The following is a 23608-nucleotide window of genomic DNA, read 5'->3' as shown; positions in this document are numbered from 1 at the left end:
ATTCTCACCAGGCAGCCACCGAGAGGCCGATTCTCTTCCTACCGACTGAGTTCCAATCATGCGCACCCTGACACTCGCCCTCGTGGCTGCTACCCTGAGCGCCACCGCCGTTCTCGCCCAGGCACCAACTGACTTTGTTGGCGCGTCCGACAGGATCGTACCGCTAGCGGGTACCAATGGTGTCGACGCAATCGATCGCCCGCCGGTCTACGGTACTTATCGCGATGCAGAAGGCCGTATCGACGTTGAGGACACAGGAAGTGTCCGCGGCGGTTCCTTCAACTCCAACCGTGAGGCCGTGTTCGAGGATTCTGCGAAGGGCGGCAATGCCGAGCAGAACCAGCGCTCCTACCCCAACCTTGGCACGACCTCGGGCGGCCCGGAATTCTGAGCTCGGCTCGTTTAAAACGTAAGTGGGCGGAGCGGAGGCTCCGCCCTTTTTCGTTGGGCGCGACGCTGGGTGACGTTTTGTTGCTCTGGCTTTCGCGCGCGGGAGACGTCACATTAGTAGCCATGCACCACGACCACGACGGCGATTGCGTGGACATCACTCCGCAGATCCTGTTGAAAGCCTATGCCGCCGGCATCTTCCCCATGGCGGAGGATGCCGAGGACCCGACGATCTACTGGGTCGAGCCGAAGGCTCGCGGCGTCCTGCCAATCGACTATTTCCACGTTTCGCGTCGGCTTGCCCGAACCATTCGATCCGACCGTTTCGAGGTGCGGACAGATTTCGATTTCGATGGCGTCATCTCGGGCTGTGCCGCTCCGCGAGGCGATGGCGAGAAGACCTGGATCAATGCGCGCATCCGCGAACTCTACGGCGCACTTTATGATGCAGGCCACGCACATACGATCGAGGTCTATGCCGAAAGTCGGCTGGTCGGCGGGCTTTATGGCGTTTCGCTCGGAGCGGCCTTCTTCGGCGAGAGCATGTTTCACATCTCCCGCGACGCTTCGAAGGTTGCCCTCGCGCACCTGATGGCGAGACTGCGGAAGGGCGGATATCGCCTCGCCGACACACAATTCGTCACGGACCATCTGATCCAGTTCGGAGCCGAGGAGGTTCCGCGCCATGTCTACAAGCGTCGCCTCGCCGAGGCGATCGCTGCTGAAGCAGTTTGGGACGTTTGGCCCGAGGAACGGGCGGTCAGCGGCGAGGAGGTGCTTGCCTCGCTTGCTCAGGCCCAGGAAACCTGAGTCGCGAGCCGCGTTAGCGACCTCGATCGAGCGCCATACGAAGTGCGAGGCTCCCCAGGACGCCCCCCATGATCCAGCGCTGGGCCTTCAGCCATCCGGGATTGCGGGACAGGAAGACGGCGATCGATCCCGCCGCCAAGGCGATGAGCGCGTTCACCGCGATGCTGATCACGATCTGAACGGAGCCGAGCATCAGCGTCTGTCCCAGCACCGAGCCGCCTGTTGGCGTCACGAATTGCGGCAGCAGCGCGAGGTAGAGCATCGCGATCTTTGGGTTGAGGAGGTTGGTGAGGAAACCCATGGCGAAGAGCCGCGTCCGGCTGTTGGGGGCGAGCCGGCTCACCTCGAACGGCGAGCGACCGCCGGGCTTCAGGGCCTGCCAGGCGAGATAACCGAGATAGAGGGCGCCGGTCAGCCGCAGCGCGTCATATGCATAGGGGATCGCCAGGATCAGCGCCGTGATGCCGAACGCAGCGCACAGCATATAGACGACGAAACCCAGCGCGACTCCGCAGAGGGAGACCAGTGCTGCCGCGCGGCCCTGGCAGATCGCGCGGGAGACCAGATAGGCCATGTTCGGCCCCGGCGTCAGCACCATCCCAAGGGAGACGCCCGCGAAGGCCAGGAAGGTGACGGCGTCGGGCATGCTGGGGAACTCCGTTGCCCGGCCGATCCTATCGGAAGATAGCGTCGAAGATCGATTGTGGCTGCGGCGGCGGCGCGGGGGCCGGGCCTTCATTCGTCGGGAAGAACTTGCGCGAGGGCTTCTGCTTGGGCTGTACCGGAACGCCACGCGGCGCTTCCACGTCGACCTGCCCGTTTGGATTGACCTGCTGAGCCGTCCGCGTCGGGTCGGCATTTTTCTGGCGTTTCGTCCTTTCCGGCTTCGACGCCATAGCAGGCACGTCCTCCTGCTCTCGGGCCTCGGCGATGATGTCGTTGCCGCCTTTGCAATCAACGAGCCATACATCGTAGATCGGATGCTCGATGGCGTGGAGGCCCGGGCTGGCCGCGAACATCCAGCCAGTGAAGATGCGGCGGTACTTATTGTCGAGGGTCACCTCGTCGACTTCCAGGAAGGCCGTTGTCTTCGGGCTCTCGGTCGGCGGCCGGCTGTAGCAGACGCGCGGCGTCATCTGCAGCGCGCCGAACTGCACGGTCTCGTCGACAGCGACCTCGAAGGACACGATCCGCCCGGTGATCTTGTCGAGGCCGGAGAACACGGCGGTCGGGTTCTTGATCTTGTCGGCGAGGGCCTGCCCCGTCATCGGCAATCCGAGCGCCACCGCGCCCGCGAGCATGAGGCCGGCCCTCAGGGCAATGTGCAATCGGCGTTGAACGAGCATGCGGCTTACCCGGAGCGGGACGATGAGGCGTCTGCCCTAAGCCAGGGCGGTCGCGATGTCATGCACCGATAGACAGACCAAGCATGGTGTAAAAAGGGCGGCGTGCCTGTCCATGGGTGTCGGGCGTTCGCCGATGGCGCTTTACCCCTGCGGGCCGAGGAGAGGGAGCCAGATCGCCAGCGCCGCGAGGGTGACCAGCAGGACCGGCGGGGTGATCACCATCCCGATCTTCATGTACTGGGCCCAGGTGATGGTCTGTCCCTTCGCGGCCAGCACATGCAGCCAGAGCAGGGTGGCGAGGCTGCCGATCGGGGTGAATTTCGGGCCGAGATCGCAGCCGATCACGTTGGCGTAGATCATCAGTTCGCGGGTCAATGGCGACAGGTCCGGGGCTTGCTGGATCGACAGCGCGCCGATCAGCACGCTCGGCATGTTGTTCATCACCGAGGACAGGATGGCGGCGGCGAAACCGGTGCCGATGGTGGCCACCCACGGCCCCTGCCCGGCCAGCCAGGTGAGGCCCTTGGCCAGTTCGCCGGTGAGGCCGGCATTCCTGAGGCCGTAGACCACCAGATACATGCCGAGGCTGAACAGGACGATCTGCCAGGGCGCGCCGGTCAGCACCTTGCGGACCGGGATGATCCGGCCGCGCAGAGCGAGGCCGAGCAGCAGCGCGGCACCGAGGCCGGTCACCGCCGAGACCGGCACGCCGAGCGGTGCGGTGAGCGTATAGGCGAGCAGCAGCAAGCCGAGCAGCGGGAATGCAGTCCGGAACACGACGGGATCGCGGATGGCGTCGCTGGGCGTTTCCAACGCGTGCATCGGATAGGCTTCGGGGATGTCGCGCCGGTAGGCGAGCCACAGAACCACCAGGGTCGCGGTCAGCGATACGAGGTTCACCGGCACCATCACGGCCGCATAGCGCCCGAAGGGCACGGCGAAATAATTTGCCGATACGATGTTGACGAGGTTGGAAATCACCAGCGGCAGGCTCGTCGAATCGGCGACGAAACCGCAGGCGACGATGAAGGCTAGCGCTGCGGGCGGTTTAAAATCGAGCCGCAACAGGACCGCGAGCACGATGGGGGTCAGGAGCAGAGCCGCACCGTCATTGGCGAAGACCGCCGCAATGGCGGCGCCGAGCACAATCACAAGGGGGAACAGCCGCCGGCCCCTGCCGCCGCCCCAGCAGGCGATGTGCAGGGCCGCCCAATGAAAGAACCCGGCTTCATCGAGCAGCAGCGAGATGATGATGAGGGCGACGAAGGTGAAGGTCGCATCCCAGACGATGTGCCAGACGATCGGGACGTCGCCCGGCTGGATGACCCCGGCGGCGAGCGCCAAGGTGGCCCCGGCCAGGGCGCTCCACCCGATCCCGATCCCCTTCGGCTGCCAGATCACGAATACCAGGGTGACGAGGAAGATGGCGAGCGCAAGCATCCGGGTCGTTTCTCGTAATGGGTCGAACCGCGCTCAGGCGGTGGCGACGCGGCGTCCATGCTCGTCCACCACCCGCTCGCCATCCTCCTTGACGAACTCGCCGTGCTGGACCGGCAGGAGGTCGAGCACAACCTCGGAGGGGCGGCACAGGGCGACGCCCCTCGGCGTCACCACGAGCGGGCGGTTGAGCAGGATCGGATGCGACGCGATGGCGTCGAGCAACTCCTCGTCTGTCAGGGTCGGGTCGCTGAGGGCGAGCGACAGGTAGGGTGTGCCCGTCTCGCGCAGGATGTCCCGGACACAGAGCCCGGCCCGGCCGAGCATCTGGCGGATCAGGTCCGGGTTCGGCGGGGACTTCAGATACTCGACCACATGCGGCTCGATCCCGGCATTGCGGATCATCGCCAAGGCGTTGCGGGACGTGCCGCAATCCGGGTTGTGATAGATCACGACGTCGAACGGTTCAGACATGGGTGCGGTCTCCATAGGCCTCGTCGCTGGTGGGACTGGGACAGGCGGCGAGCGCGTTCACGGCCGGTGCGCAGACCTCCGCTCTGCCCCGGCAGCAATCGCGCATCAGGAACTCGATCAGCCCCGACAGGGCCGGATAGGTGGCGCTGTAGATGATCGATCGGCCGTCGCGCCGGGATTGGATCAGCCCGGCATGGCTCAGTTCCTTGGCGTGGAACGACAGGTTGGTGCCGGAGACGCCAACCTCGCCCGCCAGCGCGCCCGCGCTCAACCCGTCCGGACCGGCGGTGACCAGGGCGCGGATGATCCGCAACCGGTTCTCCTGGCCGAGGGCCGCGAAAGCCGCGACGGCTTGCCGTTCTTCGATCATCGATGCAATATCTCAATCATTATTGAAATATAAGGGAAGATCGATCCTTGGACAAGGCCGGACAGCCCTTCACCGACGGATTGCCAAGCCTCAGCGAAGCCCATTTCGCGGTGCCGCTACCGGAGCATCTGCGGGTCAACGAGCCCTTCAGCCACGCGCCGCGCTTCCTGATCCTGTACGGGTCGTTGCGTGAGCGGTCGTTCAGTCGATTCCTCGCCCACGAGGCTGCTCGCCTGCTTGAAGCCATGGGCGGCGAGGTACGCACCTACGACGCAGATGGCCTACCCCTGCCGGATGACGCCACCGCCGCTCATCCGAAGGTGCAGGAGCTGCGCCGGCTCTCGCTCTGGTCGGAGGGGCAGGTATGGGTGTCGCCCGAGCGCCATGGCACCCTGACGGGTGTGATGAAGAGCCAGATCGACTGGTTGCCCCTCAGCGAGGGAAGCGTACGCCCGACCCAGGGGCGCACCCTGGCGGTGATGCAGGTCTCCGGCGGCTCTCAGAGTTTCAACGCGGTGAATGCCCTGCGCCTGCTCGGACGCTGGATGCGGATGATCACGATCCCGAACCAGTCCTCGGTGCCGATGGCCTACAAGGAATTCGACGAGGCCGGCCGGATGAAGCCGGGGCCGCTCTACGAGCGCGTGGTGGATGTCTGCGAGGAACTGATAAAGTTCACGCTCCTGACGCGCGAGAGGGCCGACTATCTCGTCGACCGCTACAGCGAGCGCAAGGACCGCCAGCCGGAGCGGCTGACGGAAGTCGCCGCGGATACAGGCTTTGCCAAGCCTCCGGAGGCGCCCTGAGTCACAAAGGGATAGCTGACAGGCGCCGCCCCGCCGGGCGACCGCCGGATTGAGATGCCGGTTCGCGCGGGCTCCGGGTTATTCCGGGCTCCAGGCCGCGTAATCGCCCGCCGTCAGCGGCTTGGAGCCGGGATTGAGCTGAGAGCCCTTCGGCCGGTAGGCCGCGCTGGTGCCGGTCAGATTCTCCACATGCGGCTTCTGCCATTCACGAGGGATGTAGGTCTCCTCGCTCGGAGGCACGTCGCTGTTATGGCACAGCCAGCCGCGCCAGCCGGGCGGTACCTTCGAGGCGTCGGCATAGCCGTTATAGATCACCCAACGGCGCTCCGGGCCGACCGAGCGATCGATCAGCGGGCCGAGCGCCTTGTAATAGGTGTTGCCGAAATCGTCCGTGCCGACGAGCTGGCCATGCCGGGCCGTCATGAGAGCGAGCGACATGGTCTGCCCGTTCCACCACGTGAAGATCCGCAGAAGCGTGTCCTTGAGAGCCATCGCACTTGCCTGAACCGGACCGGCTCGACCGCCCGCCCTTCGTGGGCCGGACTATGGTGAGGGGCCGATGCGAAGTCCAGCTTTTGTCGGGTCCTGCCCGCCGGTCCGGGCGGGACCGGTGCGGCCGGAATCCCACATCGCGAGCTTCTTAACCAAACGCTTACTTTGACCGACCCCCGCCCGGCCTGTGAACCGAAAATTTTCCGCGCCGAATCCTCCAAGCTGAAAGGACACTTATCGGTGTGGCTGCGATATCCACAGGTTTCTAAGCGGAACCACAACATCTAGCGCGGAACGTAGCCGGCACACACAAGTTGTTGACGGGAAGGCCCCGGTCGCGATAGCGTTCGATGGTCACCGGAGCGGTCGAGTCCGCTGGGTGGTTCAAGACATTTCCGGCCAGGGGACAGCGCATCGCGAGCGTTCGCGGGCGCTTGCCTTCGTCAGACTCAGCAAGAATTCGGCGGCGCGCGACGCGGCGTCGCCATCGATACTTCGGCAAGGGATACAGGGTTCATGCGGTTCGAGCGGCGTTACACCACGGCCGGGCAATCCCCCTACGCGACCATCGCCTTCCGCAAGGCGCTGAGCGAGATCCGCAACCCGGACGGATCCATCGTCTTTCGCCTCGACGGTATCTCGGTGCCTGAGAGCTGGAGCCAGGTCGCCAGCGATGTGCTGGCGCAGAAGTATTTCCGCAAGGCCGGCGTGCCGGCGCGTCTGAAGAAGGTCGAGGAGAACGACGTTCCCTCCTTCCTGTGGCGCTCGGTGGGCGATGAGGCCGCACTGGCGGAACTGCCCGAGGCCGAGCGTTCGGGCTCCGAGATCTCCTCCACACAGGTGTTCGACCGCCTCGCCGGCTGCTGGACCTACTGGGGCTGGAAGGGCGGCTATTTCACCTCCGAGGAGGATGCCGCCGCCTTCCTCGACGAGCTGCGCTTCATGCTCGCCCGCCAGATGGTGGCGCCGAACTCGCCGCAATGGTTCAATACCGGTCTTCACTGGGCCTACGGAATCGACGGCCCGGCGCAGGGCCACCATTACGTCGATTACCGCACCGGCGAACTGGTGAAGTCGGCCTCGAGCTACGAGCACCCGCAGCCGCATGCCTGTTTCATCCAGGGCGTGCAGGACGACCTCGTGAACGAGGGCGGCATCATGGATCTGTGGGTCCGCGAGGCGCGCCTGTTCAAGTACGGCTCCGGTACCGGCTCGAACTTCTCGATGCTGCGCGGCGAGAACGAGAAGCTCGGCGGCGGAGGCAAGTCCTCGGGCCTGATGTCCTTCCTGAAGATCGGCGACCGGGCGGCCGGCGCGATCAAGTCGGGCGGCACCACGCGCCGCGCCGCCAAGATGGTCATCGTCGACATCGACCACCCGGATATCGAGCAATACATCGACTGGAAGGTGAAGGAGGAGCAGAAGGTCGCCGCCCTGGTGACCGGCTCCAAGATCGTCTCGAAGCATCTCCAGGCGGTAATGAAGGCCTGCACCCAGTGCGAGGCCGAGGGTGACGCCTGTTTCGATCCCGAGCGTAACCCGGCGCTGAAGAAGGCCGTGAAGGCCGCCCGCAAGGAGATGGTGCCGGATGCCTACACCAAGCGGGTGATTCAGTTCGCCCGCCAGGGCTTCACCAAGATCGATTTCCCCGTCTACGACACCGACTGGGATTCGGAGGCCTACCTCACCGTCGCCGGTCAGAATTCGAACAATTCCGTCTCGCTCACCGATGACTTCCTTCGGGCGGTCGAGGCCGATGGCGACTGGAACCTGACCGCCCGCACCACCGGCAAGCCGGTGAAGACCCTGAAGGCGCGTGAGCTGTGGGACAAGATCGGCGAGGCCGCCTGGGCCTCGGCCGATCCGGGCCTGCACTTCAACACCACGATGAACGACTGGCACACCTGCCCCTCGGCGGGCCGCATCCGGGCTTCGAACCCGTGCTCCGAGTACATGTTCCTCGACGACACGGCCTGTAACCTGGCTTCAGCCAACCTGCTGACGATGTATGACCGCGCCAGCGGCCAGTTCGACGTCGCCGCCTTCGAGCATCTCAACCGTCTCTGGACCGTAGTCCTCGAGATCTCGGTGATGATGGCGCAGTTCCCGTCAAAGGAGATCGCGGAGCTGTCCTACCGATACCGCACCCTCGGCCTCGGCTTCGCCAATATCGGCGGCCTGCTGATGAGCATGGGCCTGCCCTACGATTCGCATCAGGGCCGGGCCCTCGCCGGGGCGCTGACCGCGATCATGACCGGCGTTGCCTACGCCACCTCCGCCGAGATGGCGGCCGAGCTCGGGCCGTTCCCCGGCTACGATGAGAACGCGGACGCCATGCTCAAGGTGATCCGCAACCATCGTCGTGCCGCTCACGGCGAGGCCGCGGGCTACGAGTTCCTCTCTATCGCCCCCGTTCCCCTCGACATTGCCAACGTGCCCCAGGCCGATCTGGCCGAGCGTGCCAAGGTGGCGTGGGACCGGGCCCTGGCGCTCGGCGAAGAGCACGGTTACCGCAACGCCCAGGCCACCGTCATCGCGCCCACCGGCACGATCGGCCTCGTGATGGATTGCGACACGACTGGCATCGAGCCGGACTTCGCCCTGGTGAAGTTCAAGAAGCTCGCCGGCGGCGGCTACTTCAAGATCATCAACCGCGCTGTGCCGGATGCGCTGCGCTCCCTTGGCTACCGCGAATCCGAGATCGCCGAGATCGAGGCGTATGCGGTAGGCCACGGCTCGATGGGCCAGGCACCGGCCATCAACCCCGGATCCCTGCGTGCGAAGGGGTTCACCGACGACAAGCTCGCGGCCATCGAGGCGGGCCTGAAATCGGCCTTCGACATCAAGTTCGTCTTCAACCGCTGGACGCTCGGGGACGACTTCCTGACGAGTGTACTGAAGGTCCCGACCGAGAAGCTGGCCGACCCTACCTTCGAGATCCTGCCCTTCCTCGGCTATTCGAAGAAGGACATTGAGGCCGCCAACACGCATATTTGCGGTGCGATGACCCTCGAAGGTGCGCCGTTCCTGAAGCAGGAGCATTACGCGGTCTTCGATTGCGCCAACCCGTGCGGCCGCATCGGCAAGCGCTACCTCTCGGTGGAAAGCCACATCCGCATGATGGCGGCGGCGCAGCCCTTCATCTCGGGGGCGATCTCCAAAACCATCAATATGCCGAACGACGCCACGGTCGAGGATTGCAAGAGCGCCTACAAGCTGTCCTGGACGCTGGCCCTCAAGGCCAACGCCCTTTACCGCGACGGCTCGAAGCTGTCCCAGCCCCTGAACTCGGCGCTCATCGCCGATGAGGAAGAGGATGCCGAGGAGGCGATCGAGGCGCTGGTGGCCCAGCCGGCCAACGCCAAGGCGGCGCAGCTCGCCGAGAAGATCGTCGAGCGCGTGATCGAGCGGGTGGAGCGCATCCGGTCCCGGGAGAAGCTTCCCGACCGGCGCAAGGGCTACACCCAGAAGGCCGTGGTTGGGGGCCATAAGGTCTACCTGCGCACCGGCGAATACGAGGACGGCCGCATCGGCGAGATCTTCATCGACATGCACAAAGAAGGCGCCGCCTTCCGCTCGCTGATGAACAACTTCGCCATCGCGATCTCGATCGGCCTGCAATACGGCGTGCCGATGGAGGAATATGTCGACGCCTTCACCTTCACTCGGTTCGAGCCCTCGGGCTTCGTGCAGGGCAACGACGCGATCAAGAACGCCACGTCGATCCTCGACTACGTGTTCCGCGAACTCGCCGTCTCCTATCTCGGCCGCATGGACCTCGCCCATGTCGACCCGTCCGAGATCGGCAACACGGTGATGGGCAAAGGCGAAGGCGAAGGCACCCGCAACGGCGACCGGCCGGACACGATGGCCTCGAGCGTCGTCTCGCGCGGCCTGCTGCGCGGCTCGGCCGACCGGCTCACCCTGATCCAGGGTGGTCCGGGCGGCGGCACGGTGGGCGTCGGATCCGGCACGGCCGGAACCAGCGCTCCGGCTGGGGGCGTCGTCCACGCCCTGCGGGGAGCGACGGCGCTGAAGGCCGAGCCGGAAGTGGCGGGCCAAGCCGAAAGCCTCGTCACCGCCCTCCCCTTCGTCAAGGCCGAACGCACCGTGTCGGACCGCCGAGCCGAGGCCAAGATGAAGGGTTATGTCGGCGAATCCTGCCCGGAATGCGCGAATTTCACCCTCGTGCGCAACGGAACTTGCCTGAAATGCGATACGTGCGGGTCCACGACTGGATGCTCCTAACGTGTCGAGCAAAGATCATATTCTCTGGCACTCGTATTGTTGCAAGGTCTGAGATAAGATGGGCCTTCGTTGCCGGAAAAATTCCTGAAAACTCACTATAAAATAAGTAAAGGCCAGCCTCTCAGCAGGCTGGCCTTTTTGATTGGCATTTACGTTCTCAAGGTTCTCCGAGAGGACAGGATTTAAAGCAGGTGTGGTACCGTCGGCTCCGTGCATCGGCGGAGGGCTAACGAAGCGGCAATTTGCGAGCCGTCACGATCTAACGCTGCGTACGCCGTTCCGCATTGGGGCGGGGGAAAGCAATGGGTCAGCTTGGCCGAAGAAATTTTCTTAGGGCTGCCGCAACGGCAAGTGGTCTCGCGCTCCCCTCGTTCCGCGCGCTCGCCGGCGAGCGCGCGACGCTCCCCTTCGCCAACGGGGAAAGGCCGCTGGTGGCTTACCCCGGTAAGCGACCATTGCTGCAGACGACGGCATGTCCGCCTCAGCTTGAAACTCCGTTCCAGGTTTTCGACGAGGGGGTGATCACGCCGAACGATGCGTTCTTCGTGCGTTATCACCTCGCCGATATCCCGACCTCCATCGATCCAGACCTGTTCCGGCTGGAGATAAGCGGCCATGTCGACAGGCCGATCTTCCTTTCCTTGAGGGAACTGAAGAGCCTTCCCGTCATCGACCTCGTGGCCGTGAACCAATGCTCGGGGAACTCTCGGGGCTTCTTCTTGCCCCGTGTCGCCGGGGGGCAATTCGGCAATGGCGCCATGGGGAATGCCCGCTGGACCGGCGTCTCGCTCAAATCCGTGCTCGACAAAGCCGGGGTGAAGCAGGGCGCCGTGCAGGTGGCGTTCACCGGTCTCGACGGGCCGGTTCTGCCCGACACGCCGCGTTACGCCAAGGCTCTCGCTATCGATCATGACGAGGATGGCGAGGTGATGCTGGCCTGGGCAATGAACGGAGAGGAGCTTCCCTGGCTGAACGGCTACCCGTTGAGGCTCGTGGTACCGGGTTTCTACGGCACCTACTGGATCAAGCACCTGAGCTCGATCACGGTGCTGGACACCCCCTTCGATGGGTTCTGGATGCAGAAGGCCTATCGCATCCCCGACAACGAGTGTGCATGTGTCGAGCCGGGAGCCGCCTTGGGGAAGACGGTACCGATCCATCGGTTGCCCGTTCGCTCCTTCATCACCAACCTGACGGATGGTGCGACGGTTCGCGCGGGAACGGTAGCTCTGCGCGGTATCGCCTTCGATGGAGGTTCCGGCATTACGGCCGTCGACATCTCATTGGATGACGGGACGACATGGTCGGCAGCACGGCTCGGCCAAAATATTGGCCAATACTCGTTTCGGTCCTGGAGTTATGAGGCCGATCTCAAGTCGGGCTCGCACGTGGTTCGCGTCCGCGCCAAAGCCGGAGACGGGACGACGCAGCCGATAGAGCCGCGTTGGAATCCGGCGGGATATATGCGGAACGTCATCGAGACCACCCGACTTGAGGCGCTGTGAGGAGAAGCGAGATGAGACACCATCGTTTCGCGGCCGCCTTTGGATCGCTCGCCCTTCTCATCGGTGGAACGGCCTGGGCCGCACAGCGCAGTTATGACGTCCCGGAGCCAACAGCGGAGTTGCTGCCCGTTCAGGGTCACGAAGCCGGTTTCGAGGCAGCGCAAACCTATTGCACCATGTGTCACTCGGTGGATTACATCCTCACGCAGCCGCCCGGAAAAGGCGCCGCGTTTTGGAATGCCGAGGTCACAAAGATGGTGAAGGTCTTTCACGCACCGATCGAGGAAGCCGAAGCCAAAGCGATCGCCGCCTATCTCGCAGCCGCCTACTAACTGGCGGCCATCGATCTCAGTCTAGCGGATTGCCGTGACGAAAGCCGCGAACTGCGCCTGGGCAAGCGTCATCGTCTGATCGAAGGTCTGCTCGCTAAAATAGATCCGGCCCGCGGTGAGCGTAAGTGCCAGAGTCCAGAACACTGCGATAGCGGCATTGCGTGCGCGCCGATCACCCTGCATCGTGGAAGCGTTGCGGTCGTCGCTGACCGGTTCGCCATACGGATCGAAACTGGTGGAGCCGAAATTCGAACGAGCACTCATAAGCGGTAAGATCGATGTTTGGTTGCCATCGATCAATGGATGGGTCTTTTGAAGATAGAGCCATATGGAGAGGGGTTTTCTCCTTTCTGCGCCCAAGGCAGAAGTTTGTTTTTGGAACGGCCTGCTGGCTGATCCCGGCAGGTGGAATGGGCGTGAAAACATCATCGAATACGGGTCTTCCCGCGGGTGAGACCACCCCACGCATGCGGCCGGCGCTGCTGCCCGGCCTGATCATCTGCCTCGCCGTGACCGCTTCCGCCATGGCTATCCAGGCTTGGGAAGAGCGGGCCACCGGTCACCCCTATATAGAGGCATTAGTCATCGCGATCCTGTTCGGTATCGCCATCCGCACCGCATGGGTGCCGGGTGAACGCTTCCGAGCCGGGATCGCCTTCAGCGCGAAGCAACTGCTCGAAATCGCCGTGACGTTGCTGGGAGCTTCCATCAGCCTCGGTGCCATCGTTGCCTCTGGCCCGGCTCTGCTCACCGGCATCGTCGGAACGGTGTTTCTCGCGATTCTGGCGAGTTACGCGATCTGCCGGGGGCTCGGTCTGCCGGCCCGCATGGCGATCCTTGTCGCCTGCGGCAACGCCATCTGCGGGAACTCGGCTATCGCTGCCGTGGCGCCGGTGATTGGGGCCGACAGCAAGGACGTCGCTGGCTCCATCGCATTCACCGCCGTGCTCGGCGTGCTGATGGTACTCGGGCTGCCCTTGTTCATTCCCCTCGCCGGCCTGTCAGACCACCAATACGGTGTGCTCGCCGGCCTGACGGTTTATGCCGTGCCCCAAGTCCTGGCCGCTACGGTACCGGTTGGGCTCCTGAGCACCCAGGTCGGCACGCTGGTCAAGCTGGTTCGCGTTCTGATGCTCGGCCCCGTCGTGGTGGCGTTCTCGCTTCTCGCGCACCGGCTGCCCCCGGAGGCAGGCGTGCAAAGCGCGTCGCCCCGGAGACTGGGATTCACCAGGCTCGTGCCCTGGTTCATCCTCGGATTCCTCGGGCTCGCCACCCTGCGCTCCCTCGGGCTGATCCCTGACGCTGCCTCCGGCCCGGTGCGGCAAGTGGCCGGTTTTCTCACGATCATGTCGATGGCTGCCCTTGGGCTCGGAGTCGATGTCCGGGTCCTGGCGCGCATGGGCGGCCGGGTCACCCTGGCCGTCACCGGCTCGCTCGCCGTCCTTCTCGCCATCAGCCTCATCCTCATCAGGGCCCTCGGCATCTCCTGATCGGCGCAAAGCTGATGAGCGGTAAGAATGCCGGACTGGTTCGCTGTGGTGGCGCCGGTGCCGACCGGCTACGGTCGGGCCTCTGCCGGTTCAGCGGCTCCGAATCCTCCTCAAGCAGTCGCCCGATGGTTCATACCGGCTACAATCCCGCCCTCGTCGCCCTGTCCGTCGCTATCGCGATCTTCGCGTCCTACACGGCTTTGGATCTTGGAGCTCGGGTACACAATGCAGCGCCTGGCCGCCGCATCGCGTGGATCGGAGGGGCGGCGCTGGCCATGGGTGGCGGCATCTGGTCGATGCATTTCATCGGCATGCTCGCCTTCGAGATGGGGATGCCCACCTCTTACGAGGCCGGTCTCACCGTGCTCTCGCTCGTCATCGCCATTGGCGCAACCGGCGGCGCCTTCGCCTGGGTCGGCCGACCGGGAGCGAAAGCGCAGGACATCCTTGTGAGCGGCACGCTGATGGGGATCGGCATCGCCGGCATGCACTTCATCGGCATGGCCGCCCTGCACATGCCCGGTAGCGTTACCTACAATCTTCTCCTTGCCGCCGTATCGGTGCTCATTGCCGTGACGGCAGCGACGGTCGGGCTCTGGCTCACGTTCCGAAATCACGGAGCGTGGCAAAAAATTCTCGCTGCTTTCGTGATGGGGTTCGCCGTCTCCGGGATGCACTATACCGGCATGGCCGCCGCGTCCTTCACGACCGGAGAAACCGGCGCGCATGCGAGCCACGTTACGGGCCTCGCCCCAAGCCAGCAGAACCTCGCCCTCTTCGTCGGGGCGGCGACCTTCCTCACTCTGTTCCTCGCCATGCTGGCCTCCTCCATCGACCAGCAGCGCGTCCAGCGTGAATTGAGCAATAGCGAGGCGCGGTTCCGCGCGGCGATTCAGGCTGTGCGCGGCGTGCTCTGGACCAACGATGCCGAGGGGCGGATGGTCGGCGAACAGCCGGGATGGTCAGCGATCACCGGCCAATCCTTCGAGGAGTACCAGGGGTTCGGATGGGCCAACGCCGTGCATCCGGACGATTCTCGATCGTCCGTGGACGCCTGGAACGAAACGGTCCGGGAGAGGCGAACCTTCGTCCACGAGCATCGCGTCCGGGTGAGCGACGGGACGTGGCGGCATTTCGCGATCCGTGCCGTCCCGGTTCTGGCCCCCGATGGGTCAATTCGTGAATGGGTCGGCGTGCATACCGACATCACCGAGCAGCGCGAGGCGGAAGCGGAACTCCGAGAATCCAACGAGGAGATTCAGCGCTATGCCTACATCGTCAGCCACGACCTTCGCGCCCCCCTCGTGAACGTCATGGGTTTCACGAGCGAGCTCGACGCTACGCGCGAGGACATCCGTTCCGCCCTGAAGTCCCATCCCGACGCGGAGAGGATCGACGCCGATCTTGGTGAGGCGCTCGGCTTCATCAGCGCCGCGGTGACGCGGATGGAAAGCCTGATCGCCGCGATCCTGAAACTGTCCCGCGAAGGGCGGCGAAGTTTCAGGCCAGAACCCCTCGACCTTCACGCGCTGCTTCAGCGCCTCGCCGATGCCCAGCGCCATCAGACCGACGCGGCCGGCGCGGAAGTCGTCGTCGCGCGCGATCTGCCGAGGATCACGGCGGACCGACTCGCCCTCGAACAGATCTTCGGCAATCTGCTCGACAATGCGGTGAAGTATCTGGATCCCACTCGCGCCGGTCGAATCACAGTGACTGCCGCGGCCGTTGGGCCGCGAATTCGTATCGACGTCGCTGATAACGGCAGGGGAATTGCTGCACGTGACCATTCCCGCGTGTTCGAACTGTTCCGCCGCTCCGGAGCGCAGGATCGGCCGGGCGAAGGGATCGGTCTCGCCCATGTCAAAGCTTTGGTCCGGTCGCTGGGTGGACGGATCGACGTCGCCTCCAAGCTCGGTGAAGGCACCACCTTCAGCGTGACGCTGCCCCGCGGGAGCGCTACAGCTGTATACGAGGGTGTTTCGGCGACGTCCCTCGCAGCGGAATGAGGCGTGATCCGAACGTGAACCCCGTCAGTATCGTGATGATCGAGGATGACGAGGGTCATGCCCGGCTCATCGAGCGCAATATTCGCCGCGCGGGCGTCAACAACGAGATCATTCCGTTCCGAGACGGGACGTCGGCGCTCGCTTATCTGCTCGGACCAGACGGCACCGGAGAGGCCAGCGCCAAGCGCCCTCTCCTGATCCTGCTCGATCTCAATCTTCCCGATATGACCGGGATCGACATCCTGGAGAAGGTCAAGGCGAACCCGCATACGCGGCGCTCGCCCGTGGTCGTTCTCACGACGACGGACGACAGCCGCGAGGTCCAGCGTTGCTACGATCTCGGCGCGAACGTCTACATCACCAAGCCGGTGAATTATGAGGGCTTCTCGAACGCTATTCGTCAGCTCGGGTTGTTCTTTTCCGTGATGCAGGTGCCCGAGAACCCATGAAAATCCGCACCGCATGAGCGCTCCCCTCGCCCCGGAGCGCGGTCGCATCCTCTATGTCGACGACGATCCCGGCCTCGGGCGCCTCGTGCAGAAGGGCCTGAACGCACGCGGCTATATCGTGGAACTTGCCGCCACCGGCGACGAGGGTCTTGCGCGTCTGGGCCAGGGCGGCATCGATCTCGTGGCCCTCGATCATCACATGCCCGGCCAGACCGGTCTCGACGTACTCCCAGCCATCCGCGCCATGCCCTTCGCCCCGCCGGTAATTTATGTCACCGGGTCTGAGGATAGCCGCGTCGCGGTGGCCGCTCTGAAGGCCGGGGCCGTCGATTACGTCTGGAAAGACCTGCAGGGCCAGTTCCGCGAACTCCTCGGCGAAGCTATCGACACGGCTCTGCGCCAGGAGGCCATGAGGCGCGACAAGGAACGGGCCGAGGCAGAGGTCCGTGAGGCCCGAGACCGCGCGGTCATGTTGCTGCGCGAGGTGAATCACCGGGTCGCCAATTCCCTCGCCCTCGTGGCGGCCTTGACGCATATGCAGACCAACGCTGTCTCCGATCCCGCTGCCAAAGCGGCCTTGCGCGAGATGCAGGCGCGGATCTCGGCCATCGCCGGCATTCATCGGCGGCTCTACACCTCCGATGATGTCGAGGCGGTGGAACTCGACGCCTATCTTTCGAGCCTCGTGGAGGAACTGCAGGGAGCGATGAAGGCAGCCGGGCGCGACCATGCCATTCGCCTCGTTGCGGAGCCGATCCGGCTTGCCACGGACAAGGCGGTCTCCGTCGGCGTCGTGGTCACCGAACTCGTGACGAACGCCTATAAATATGCGTATCCGCCGGAAGTCCCCGGCGAGATCCGTGTAGCGGTGGCGCGCGACGGGGCGGACGGTTTGAGCCTGACCGTCGAGGATGACGGGATCGGGTGGACGGGCGAAGGCCAGCCTCGCGGCACCGGTCTTGGCTCGCGCATCGTCAAGGCCATGGCCACCAACCTCCGTTCCGCCCTTATCTATCGAGAGAGCGGACCCGGAACCAAGGCGACGCTGCTGTTCCAGGGCTGAGCGGACGGCTGCTTTGCCAGCGAACCCAGCACTTCGCTTACCGAGTGGAATGCAGTATTTCCCGTGCCCTCCTCATCGGACATCCGGGCCGGATCATGAAACCTGTCGTCGTCGCCGTCGCCATCACCGGTTCCGTCCCGCGCAAGACCGACAATCCAGCCCTTCCGGTGACGGTCGCCGAGCAGATCGAATCGACGCGCCAGGCCTACGAGGCGGGTGCCGCCCTGGTGCACATCCATGTGCGCAACGACGACGAAACGCCCTCGTCCGATCCCGACCGTTTCGCCGCCGTGCAGGAGGGAATTCGCCGCCATTGCCCCGGCATGATCGTGCAGTTCTCCACTGGAGGACGCGGACGCGATCCGGCCAGCCGTGGCCTGTCGCTTCGCCACCGGCCGGATATGGCCTCGCTCTCCACCGGCTCGGTCAACTTTCCGACCATCGTCTATGAAAATCCGGCGAGCCTCGTCACCGATCTCGCCGGTCAGATGCTGGCGCATGGTGTCCGGCCGGAGATCGAGATCTTCGATCTCTCACATCTTCATGGCGCCCGGCGGCTGGTGGATGAAGGGCTCATGGATGCCCGCCCCCACGTCCAATTCGTCATGGGAGTGAAGAATGCTCTGCCGGCCGACGAGCGCCTGCTCGATCTGCTCCTGGGCGAACTGAAGCAGGTACTGCCCGAGGCGACCTGGACCGCTGCCGGCATCGGACGCCATCAGGCCGAGGTCATGGACTGGGCACTTGCCCGTGGGGCGTTCTCGGTACGAACCGGATTGGAGGACAACATCCGGGTGACGAAGCACCAACTGGCAGCGAGCAATGCCGAACTGGTCGGGCTGGCCGTGGAGTGCGTGAAGCGGCACGGTCGTACCGTGGCGACACCCGCCGAGGCTCGAGCGGCACTGGGGTTGGCAGTCTGAGCGTTAGCGGGACCGATTGGGGACAGGCTAAGAGCCGGACGAGGCGAGGCTCGTCCGGGTATAAGGGTCGGGTTCAGTTCACGCCGAGCAGTTCCACGTCGAAGATGAGCGTGGCGTTCGGCGGAATTAGCCCACCGGCACCGCGCGCGCCGTAGCCGAGGTCAGAGGGGATGATGAGCGTGCGCTTGCCGCCAACCTTCATCGTGGCGACACCCTGATCCCAACCACCGATCACCTGGCCGATGCCGAGGGTGAAGCTGAAGGGCTGGCCACGGTCGCGCGAGGAGTCGAACTTCTTGCCCGGCTTGCCGCCCTCATCGAGCCAGCCGGTATAATGGACGCTGACTTTCTTGCCGGTCTGCGGCGTAGGGCCGGTCCCGACGACTTCGTCGCGATATTGCAGGCCCGAAGGCGTGGTCACGGTCTCGGCGGATGCGGAAGCGGTCATGGCGATCAACAAAGCTCCGGTGAGGGCAAGAAGCGGACGACGCATGCGGATGGTTCCTGTCTGGCGTGCCGAACCGGCCGAGTAGCATGCCTGTGCCCGCCCGTCAGCGCCTGCCCAGGGCCCGTTTGACGCGGACCATGGCGCGCCGCTCCATCGCGATTAGGCGGATTCGCTGTTCGACCGTGATCATACGCGCGGCACCGCTAGGGGCGGCGACGATCTCGCAGATCGTCTCTCGATCAGGATAAAGATTCTCGAGGACCGAGCCGGCGAGCGTGGCCGAATCGAGCCGTTCGGCAAAGCCGGTCCCGTACAGAGCTTCGATGATCCGTGCCTCCAGCAGCAGGCCCGGAGCGCTGGAGCGCTCATTCTCTTCAAAGGTGGTCTTCAAGAGCGTGGCCGTACCGCTCGCTACGAGGGCAAGGCTGATCGAGAGCGGGCGACCATCCAACAGAAGGCTATCCGCCCGGACGCGGACCGGGCCATCGGCTCCGGTGAACAAGGCACGCGCGAAAGCCTCGTGCTGTGGGCGAGAAGCGAGCGCCGTCCCGGCCCTCCCCTTCCACCCGGCTTTCTCCAGGCTGAGAAAGCCCGCGACGGCATCGTTCAGGCGGTCGCCGCCGGTGGCGATGTCATGGCTGAGTGTGCCTCGCTTCGACAGGTTGCGATGGCGACGGCTGAGATCCTTCATGCGCGATCGATGCGGATGCTCATCAAGGAAACCGGCATATGACCCGCGACGCTCGACGATTGGTCGCTCGAAACGGCTGGCGATACTACTCTTCCAGCCGGCGCGATCCATGGCGTCGAGCAATCCGCGACCGAGCTTCGTCTCGGTGGGAAGCAGGGGCCAGCGCCAGATCCGCCCCTTGGAGGCGGATTGGAGCCCTTTCACCAACAGATCGAGGAGGTCGGGCAGGTCGGGAGCATCCGCAACGAGAGGGCTCGTCTGGGTGATGAAGGGCGACAGGAAGGGACGGGCAATGCGCGTTCCGAGCCCGCTCACATCGCGTTTCCATTCGAAGGGCAACAGAGCCTCCAGCCCGAGCCGGCCTTGCACAACGACGAAGGCGAGGTCGGTGGCGGCCAACCCCGCCCTCCGATGAGCCGCCATGACATGGCGGCTGTAATGCGGGTGCGTGGTGAGCGCATTGGCCATGAGCGCATCCCAGGGATCGGGATCGGCAGCCAGTTCCGAATATGTGGCGAGCGAGACTGAGCGTCCGGAGCGTAGGTCTTGTAAGCCCGTCTTCATGAGCCAAGCCGACCGGCGAACGGCAGGACCGTCGTAACGATACCGTGCACACGGAAAGCGGCCAAAGCCATTCCCAACCCGCGAAGCACGTTGGCTAGGGCCATCGCGATGGCCGCTCCCATGATTCCGAGGACCGGCACCAGAACCAGACAGAGCAGAGCGGCCAGGGCCAGCATCGCCAGGGTGATGCCAGCGCAGAGACGTTCACCGTCGATCATGGTGAGAAGGTCTTCGCCGGGTCCGAACAGGCTCGCTCCGACATTGCCCGCGACCAGCACGGCGAGAAGCGGATAGCTCGCTCCAAATTCCGGCCCGAACATCGCGAGCAGGAATGGGCCCGCTGTCACGATGAAGAGACCGACGATCACCGTGGCGGCGAAGGTAAGGCGGGCCTGCATGCGGACGAAGCGCGTCAGCTCGTCTGCATCCCCGGATGCGTGGATGGCGGCGAAACGCTGAGCGGTGGCCGCGGACGCGGCGTAATGCACGAAGGGGACGAATTGCTGGATCCGGGTCGCGACAAAATACAGGCCCACCGCCGCAGGTGGCATCAGCATGCCGAGGATAACCACGTCGATCATGCTGAACGCGGAATATGCGAGGTCGGCGGCCGCGATCGGAAGGCAGGCCCGGAGCCAGATCCGCCAGCGGTATCGCGGTTTCGCAGGGAGCAGACCGTCACGAAGGCGCAGGATCAGGAGCCATGCTTGGATCGCCAGGGCGATTCCAGTGGCGACTAGGGTGCAGGCGATGGCAACCCATGCCTGAGCCGGTGCCCCGATGGTGACGGCGCCCGCCATGATGACCATGATGAGCCCCTGGCGCAGGAGGTAGGGCGGCGCGATGGCGAGCACCGCCCAGTTCTGGCTTCGAGCGACGCCCTCCAGATAATCCTGCATCGTGAAGAGCGGCAGAACGAGTGCTGCGAGGAGCAAAGGCCCAGCATACGGCCCATCGAGGAGGATGCCCTGCATCCAGGCAATGGCGAGGCCGATGCCTGCAACTATAGACGCAGCGGCAATGGTCACCCATGCGCCCACGAGGAGGAACCCGCGCATATGGGCGGCATCGCCTCTCGCCTGATCGGCGGGCAGGAAACGGCAGGCACCTTGAGCGAAACCCAGTGTGGAGGAATGGCCGAGGATGGCGATCCACACCCATATCGATGCGAACACTCCGTATTCTGAGCGCCCCATGAGGCGCGCCATCATGACCTGTGCCCCGTAGGCGAAGATGGCGGCGGCAATGCGAATCGCGAAGACGTCGAGCGCCGCTCCCGCCGCGCCTGCGCGAAACGTCCTCAAGCGGCTGAAGGCCGCGCCGAGGGTCCAGCCCTCCGTCCCGTCCCACACTGACCCCACTCCACGCCCCGAACGCTCAGGCCGACCCTATCTGTTTCCGACACAAACTCCGTTACGCTTTCGGGCTCTAAGCGAAACCCGTCCCGGAATGGACACGGAAAAGGGCTCTTCTCTAGCTTCGCCCCGGAAGGTCGCCCGGCTTTTGATGACGGCCCACGTGTTCGCGTCAGCCTACAACACCATCCGAACGAGACATTGCACGATGGCGCTATAGATCTATGACCTACGGACCGACCGAGTATCGCCGCGATCGCTATGGCAAGCCGATCAGGGTTGCTCTTGAAGCGAGGCACCACCGCTCCGGGGCGGTGAAGGCGGCTTCACCGCCGCATCCTTCGGCGGTGCGACGATGACCGACGGAGCAGTTGCGGTTCCGGTCGCAGACGGGTCGGGCTGGAGCAGCGAGAGGGTGATGGCTCGCGTAACATGCTCGGCCATGCAGCGCAGGCCAAGGTCGTTGAGACGGAACTGTCGTCCCAGCATATGTGCTTCGCCCTTGTCGCTGCTCCCGGACAGGTAGCGCATCGCCTCGTAGCGCTGCACGAGCGGCACTCCCTCGCGCAGTGCAACCTCCTGCACCTTCCGGACAATGCTGCTGTAATACTCGTCCTGGGCAAGCGAAGCCGTGTAGACTGGATTGACCAGCACCACGTCGATCTCGTGGGACTTGATCCACTGAACCGTCTCGTCGAGGACGCTGGCGAAGGCGTCGAGATCGACCCGGGCGAGCGCGTCGTGGGTACCGACCTGCCAGACCACCAGGTCGGGCTCGACCTCGGCCACCATGCTGCGCAGGCGCTCCGCCGCGCCCGAGGCGATCTCGCCCTGCATGCCTCGGCTCTCGACCTCCACATCCACGTTGGGAAGCGAGCGCTCAAGGGCCGTTTCCAGCTTGACCGGATAGGTCGCCGAGGCACCTGCCCCCGCCGAGGACGACCCGATGGCGAGAACCCGTACGGGCCGCTTCTCCTTGAGCGCGGCCTTCACCGAGCTCAACCGGGCCAGAGTATAGAGCTTCGATCCCGGCACCCGGCATTCGGGCGACAGGCTCACATCGACGGCCTCCGACGCTTCGCCACCGGGAGCCGGGGCCGCCGCAGTCGGGGGTGAGACGATCGTCGCGCTGCCTTCCGCTCCGGCGCGGGATGATCCGGAGATCGTCCCGAGGGAGGCAAGGCCGAGTGAGATCAGGAGAGCCGAGGTTTGCGCGAGCGCCATTCGACGAACCATGCAGTGAAGCCCAGAGCGAACAAACCGAATCCCATGGCGCCGACATCCACGAGAAGGCCGCCCCCCGTCCAGAACCGCACGAGTTGCGCGGCGAGGCTCAAGAGCGAGCCGATGGAGAAGACTGCCAGTGAATTACGACCGAGTCCCGCCAAATATCGACCGATCGCACCGATGTGTGGGACGATGAGCGCGTAGACGCCTTGAAAGGCGAGCAACACGCCGATGAAATGGATCAGTCGCGCCGGCGAAAGATACGTTTTGTCGAAGGAGAAGACGAGACGAGGATCGGGAACGAGCAGCGGGTCTGGCCGGAGGTCGAACACGGACAGGACAATTCCGAGCACGACGATGACGACGCCGAGGGGCATCAGCCGTTGAGACCAGCGCCGGAGCGTGCCGGATCGCTGGTTCAAGTCTTGGGCAACGAAGCCGAGCACCAGGAGAAGCTGCCAGCACAGAGGATCGAAGAACCAATCCCCCTCGCCCGGCCAGGACGGCAAGTTCCATTCGAAGACGAGGCTTGCCGAATAGAGGCCGAAGGACAGGACGAGCGCCGCAATACGGCTCACGCGGGCGATCAGGATGAAGATCGGGGCAATGCCCAAGAGCACCACGTAGAGCGGCAGGATATTGAAGAAGCCGAGCTGATGCGTGAGTGCGACGAAACCGATCGTGGTCTGGATCGGGTCGGCGAAGAAGCCTCCGGCATTGTGCCATTCGAGAAGGAGCGGATTGTCGAGGATCAGAGCCGTCCCGGCGATCATGGCCAGGGCGATCGCCATAGTGGTGATCTGTGCACGGTAGACTTCGATCGTGCGCGACAGGAGCCTCAGCACGCTTTTCAGACGCGGTTCCGGCCGGCCGTCACGCCCGCGCGTGGCGATCCCGATCGACCATCCGGCCAGGAAGACGAACAGTTCCGCGGCATCCGAGATGCCGTACTGCGAATAGGTGTAACGTTCGAATGTGTTGCCCGGGATGTGGTTGACGTAGATCGTCACGAGGGCGAGGCCACGCCAGAAGTCGATCGCGTTCGGTTCGCGCATTATGGGATCCGAACTCCGGACTATCAGGTTGTGGGAGGAGCGCGAGGCGGTAGCGGCTGCCGCCTCGCAGCGCGGCGGCACGGTCTGATAAGGCGACGCACGACAATCTGCAAAGCCTGTTATTCCC

23 protein-coding genes are annotated in these 23608 nt (G+C 64.5%); 11 read left to right on the top strand and 12 right to left on the bottom strand.

The genetic code is table 11. From position 1 onward, the window contains the following. Positions 1-58 precede the first annotated feature (58 nt). A complete protein-coding gene (locus ACYQML_RS11365) occupies positions 59-391 on the top strand; it encodes a hypothetical protein (RefSeq protein WP_056430654.1) in 333 nt (110 codons plus the stop codon). A 122-nt stretch (positions 392-513) separates the two neighbouring features. Then, complete coding sequence (aat, locus tag ACYQML_RS11360) at positions 514-1200, top strand: leucyl/phenylalanyl-tRNA--protein transferase (RefSeq protein WP_461235560.1); 687 nt, start codon at positions 514-516, stop codon at positions 1198-1200. 13 nt (positions 1201-1213) lie between these two features. On the opposite strand, the gene ACYQML_RS11355 is transcribed toward aat, so the two are convergent. The 5 genes from ACYQML_RS11355 to ACYQML_RS11335 all read right to left on the bottom strand — a co-directional run bounded on the left by ACYQML_RS11355 (position 1214) and on the right by ACYQML_RS11335 (position 4827). Next, a complete protein-coding gene (locus tag ACYQML_RS11355; protein ID WP_461235559.1) occupies positions 1214-1846 on the bottom strand; it encodes a LysE family translocator in 633 nt (210 codons plus the stop codon). Positions 1847-1874: 28 nt separating this feature from the next. Beyond that, positions 1875-2546 carry a DUF2155 domain-containing protein gene (locus ACYQML_RS11350; protein ID WP_207412398.1) on the bottom strand — a complete coding sequence of 224 codons (672 nt, stop codon included), beginning with the start codon at positions 2544-2546 and terminating at the stop codon, positions 1875-1877. A gap of 141 nt (positions 2547-2687) precedes the next feature. Beyond that, positions 2688-3986 carry an arsenic transporter gene (locus tag ACYQML_RS11345; RefSeq protein WP_461235558.1) on the bottom strand — a complete coding sequence of 433 codons (1299 nt, stop codon included), beginning with the start codon at positions 3984-3986 and terminating at the stop codon, positions 2688-2690. Positions 3987-4019: 33 nt separating this feature from the next. Next, positions 4020-4457, bottom strand: coding sequence for an arsenate reductase (glutaredoxin) (gene arsC, locus ACYQML_RS11340; protein ID WP_461235557.1), 438 nt, complete (start codon positions 4455-4457; stop codon positions 4020-4022). Then, positions 4450-4827: an ArsR/SmtB family transcription factor gene (locus tag ACYQML_RS11335; protein ID WP_207412395.1), complete on the bottom strand. Its 378-nt coding sequence runs from the start codon at positions 4825-4827 to the stop codon at positions 4450-4452. The genes arsC and ACYQML_RS11335 overlap by 8 nt, the downstream gene beginning before the upstream one ends. Positions 4828-4874: 47 nt before the next feature. On the opposite strand from ACYQML_RS11335, the gene arsH reads away from it, so the two are divergent. After that, positions 4875-5633, top strand: a complete 759-nt coding sequence (arsH, locus tag ACYQML_RS11330) for an arsenical resistance protein ArsH (protein ID WP_461235556.1) — start codon at positions 4875-4877, stop codon at positions 5631-5633. 78 nt (positions 5634-5711) lie between these two features. On the opposite strand, the gene ACYQML_RS11325 is transcribed toward arsH, so the two are convergent. After that, positions 5712-6125, bottom strand: a complete 414-nt coding sequence (locus ACYQML_RS11325; protein ID WP_207412393.1) for an NADH:ubiquinone oxidoreductase subunit NDUFA12 — start codon at positions 6123-6125, stop codon at positions 5712-5714. Positions 6126-6641: 516 nt separating this feature from the next. Here ACYQML_RS11325 and ACYQML_RS11320 point away from each other — a divergent pair. The 3 genes from ACYQML_RS11320 to sorB all read left to right on the top strand — a co-directional run bounded on the left by ACYQML_RS11320 (position 6642) and on the right by sorB (position 12210). Next, on the top strand, positions 6642-10373 hold the full coding sequence (locus tag ACYQML_RS11320; protein ID WP_461235555.1) for a vitamin B12-dependent ribonucleotide reductase: 3732 nt from the start codon (positions 6642-6644) through the stop codon (positions 10371-10373). 302 nt (positions 10374-10675) lie between these two features. Then, complete coding sequence (sorA, locus tag ACYQML_RS11315) at positions 10676-11878, top strand: SorA family sulfite dehydrogenase catalytic subunit (protein ID WP_461235554.1); 1203 nt, start codon at positions 10676-10678, stop codon at positions 11876-11878. A gap of 11 nt (positions 11879-11889) precedes the next feature. Then, positions 11890-12210: a SorB family sulfite dehydrogenase c-type cytochrome subunit gene (gene sorB, locus ACYQML_RS11310; RefSeq protein ID WP_461235553.1), complete on the top strand. Its 321-nt coding sequence runs from the start codon at positions 11890-11892 to the stop codon at positions 12208-12210. A gap of 21 nt (positions 12211-12231) precedes the next feature. On the opposite strand, the gene ACYQML_RS11305 is transcribed toward sorB, so the two are convergent. Next, positions 12232-12639 (bottom strand): hypothetical protein, encoded by a 408-nt coding sequence (locus ACYQML_RS11305; RefSeq protein ID WP_461235552.1) that lies wholly within the window; start codon positions 12637-12639, stop codon positions 12232-12234. Between the two features lie 38 nt (positions 12640-12677). Between ACYQML_RS11305 and ACYQML_RS11300 the strand changes: the two genes are divergently transcribed. From ACYQML_RS11300 to ACYQML_RS11280, 5 genes are all read left to right on the top strand, one after another. Further along, complete coding sequence (locus ACYQML_RS11300; protein ID WP_461235551.1) at positions 12678-13700, top strand: YeiH family protein; 1023 nt, start codon at positions 12678-12680, stop codon at positions 13698-13700. Positions 13701-13825: 125 nt separating this feature from the next. Continuing rightward, positions 13826-15706, top strand: a complete 1881-nt coding sequence (locus ACYQML_RS11295; protein ID WP_461235550.1) for an MHYT domain-containing protein — start codon at positions 13826-13828, stop codon at positions 15704-15706. Positions 15707-15741: 35 nt separating this feature from the next. Continuing rightward, entirely contained in the window at positions 15742-16155 is a 414-nt protein-coding gene (locus ACYQML_RS11290; RefSeq protein WP_405030676.1) for a response regulator, read from the top strand. A gap of 13 nt (positions 16156-16168) precedes the next feature. Continuing rightward, positions 16169-17218, top strand: coding sequence for a response regulator (locus tag ACYQML_RS11285; protein WP_461224944.1), 1050 nt, complete (start codon positions 16169-16171; stop codon positions 17216-17218). 95 nt (positions 17219-17313) lie between these two features. Then, on the top strand, positions 17314-18141 hold the full coding sequence (locus ACYQML_RS11280) for a beta-keto acid cleavage family enzyme (RefSeq protein WP_461235549.1): 828 nt from the start codon (positions 17314-17316) through the stop codon (positions 18139-18141). Positions 18142-18214: 73 nt separating this feature from the next. Here ACYQML_RS11280 and ACYQML_RS11275 read toward each other — a convergent pair whose 3' ends face one another. From ACYQML_RS11275 to ACYQML_RS11255, 5 genes are all read right to left on the bottom strand, one after another. Then, the gene (locus ACYQML_RS11275) at positions 18215-18634 is read right to left on the bottom strand and encodes an FKBP-type peptidyl-prolyl cis-trans isomerase (RefSeq protein ID WP_056427046.1); all 420 of its coding nucleotides are present in this window, start codon (positions 18632-18634) and stop codon (positions 18215-18217) included. Between the two features lie 58 nt (positions 18635-18692). Next, positions 18693-19844 (bottom strand): GNAT family N-acetyltransferase, encoded by a 1152-nt coding sequence (locus ACYQML_RS11270; protein ID WP_461235548.1) that lies wholly within the window; start codon positions 19842-19844, stop codon positions 18693-18695. Further along, entirely contained in the window at positions 19841-21205 is a 1365-nt protein-coding gene (locus ACYQML_RS11265; RefSeq protein WP_461235547.1) for a lipopolysaccharide biosynthesis protein, read from the bottom strand. The genes ACYQML_RS11270 and ACYQML_RS11265 overlap by 4 nt, the downstream gene beginning before the upstream one ends. Positions 21206-21472: 267 nt before the next feature. After that, complete coding sequence (locus tag ACYQML_RS11260) at positions 21473-22423, bottom strand: SGNH/GDSL hydrolase family protein (protein ID WP_056427038.1); 951 nt, start codon at positions 22421-22423, stop codon at positions 21473-21475. Next, positions 22393-23481, bottom strand: coding sequence for an OpgC family protein (locus ACYQML_RS11255; protein WP_419951743.1), 1089 nt, complete (start codon positions 23479-23481; stop codon positions 22393-22395). Before ACYQML_RS11255 ends, ACYQML_RS11260 begins: the two co-directional genes overlap by 31 nt. Between the last annotated feature and the right edge of the window lie 127 nt (positions 23482-23608).

The organism is Methylobacterium sp. CM6244, assembly GCF_054817885.1.
This window is presented reverse-complemented; position numbering and strand designations above follow the sequence as displayed.

Coding starts and splice junctions, on each gene's coding strand:
- ACYQML_RS11290 (WP_405030676.1), top strand. CDS start 15,742: ATGATCGAGGATGACGAGGGTCATGCCCGGCTCATCGAGCGCAATATT.
- ACYQML_RS11335 (WP_207412395.1), bottom strand. CDS start 4,827: ATGATCGAAGAACGGCAAGCCGTCGCGGCTTTCGCGGCCCTCGGCCAG.
- ACYQML_RS11275 (WP_056427046.1), bottom strand. CDS start 18,634: ATGCGTCGTCCGCTTCTTGCCCTCACCGGAGCTTTGTTGATCGCCATG.
- ACYQML_RS11300 (WP_461235551.1), top strand. CDS start 12,678: ATGCGGCCGGCGCTGCTGCCCGGCCTGATCATCTGCCTCGCCGTGACC.
- ACYQML_RS11280 (WP_461235549.1), top strand. CDS start 17,314: ATGAAACCTGTCGTCGTCGCCGTCGCCATCACCGGTTCCGTCCCGCGC.
- arsC (WP_461235557.1), bottom strand. CDS start 4,457: ATGTCTGAACCGTTCGACGTCGTGATCTATCACAACCCGGATTGCGGC.
- ACYQML_RS11295 (WP_461235550.1), top strand. CDS start 13,826: ATGGTTCATACCGGCTACAATCCCGCCCTCGTCGCCCTGTCCGTCGCT.
- sorB (WP_461235553.1), top strand. CDS start 11,890: ATGAGACACCATCGTTTCGCGGCCGCCTTTGGATCGCTCGCCCTTCTC.
- ACYQML_RS11365 (WP_056430654.1), top strand. CDS start 59: ATGCGCACCCTGACACTCGCCCTCGTGGCTGCTACCCTGAGCGCCACC.
- ACYQML_RS11320 (WP_461235555.1), top strand. CDS start 6,642: ATGCGGTTCGAGCGGCGTTACACCACGGCCGGGCAATCCCCCTACGCG.
- ACYQML_RS11305 (WP_461235552.1), bottom strand. CDS start 12,639: ATGATGTTTTCACGCCCATTCCACCTGCCGGGATCAGCCAGCAGGCCG.
- ACYQML_RS11355 (WP_461235559.1), bottom strand. CDS start 1,846: ATGCCCGACGCCGTCACCTTCCTGGCCTTCGCGGGCGTCTCCCTTGGG.
- ACYQML_RS11350 (WP_207412398.1), bottom strand. CDS start 2,546: ATGCTCGTTCAACGCCGATTGCACATTGCCCTGAGGGCCGGCCTCATG.
- ACYQML_RS11325 (WP_207412393.1), bottom strand. CDS start 6,125: ATGGCTCTCAAGGACACGCTTCTGCGGATCTTCACGTGGTGGAACGGG.
- ACYQML_RS11260 (WP_056427038.1), bottom strand. CDS start 22,423: ATGGCGCTCGCGCAAACCTCGGCTCTCCTGATCTCACTCGGCCTTGCC.
- ACYQML_RS11345 (WP_461235558.1), bottom strand. CDS start 3,986: ATGCTTGCGCTCGCCATCTTCCTCGTCACCCTGGTATTCGTGATCTGG.
- ACYQML_RS11270 (WP_461235548.1), bottom strand. CDS start 19,844: ATGAAGACGGGCTTACAAGACCTACGCTCCGGACGCTCAGTCTCGCTC.
- sorA (WP_461235554.1), top strand. CDS start 10,676: ATGGGTCAGCTTGGCCGAAGAAATTTTCTTAGGGCTGCCGCAACGGCA.
- ACYQML_RS11255 (WP_419951743.1), bottom strand. CDS start 23,481: ATGCGCGAACCGAACGCGATCGACTTCTGGCGTGGCCTCGCCCTCGTG.
- aat (WP_461235560.1), top strand. CDS start 514: ATGCACCACGACCACGACGGCGATTGCGTGGACATCACTCCGCAGATC.
- ACYQML_RS11285 (WP_461224944.1), top strand. CDS start 16,169: ATGAGCGCTCCCCTCGCCCCGGAGCGCGGTCGCATCCTCTATGTCGAC.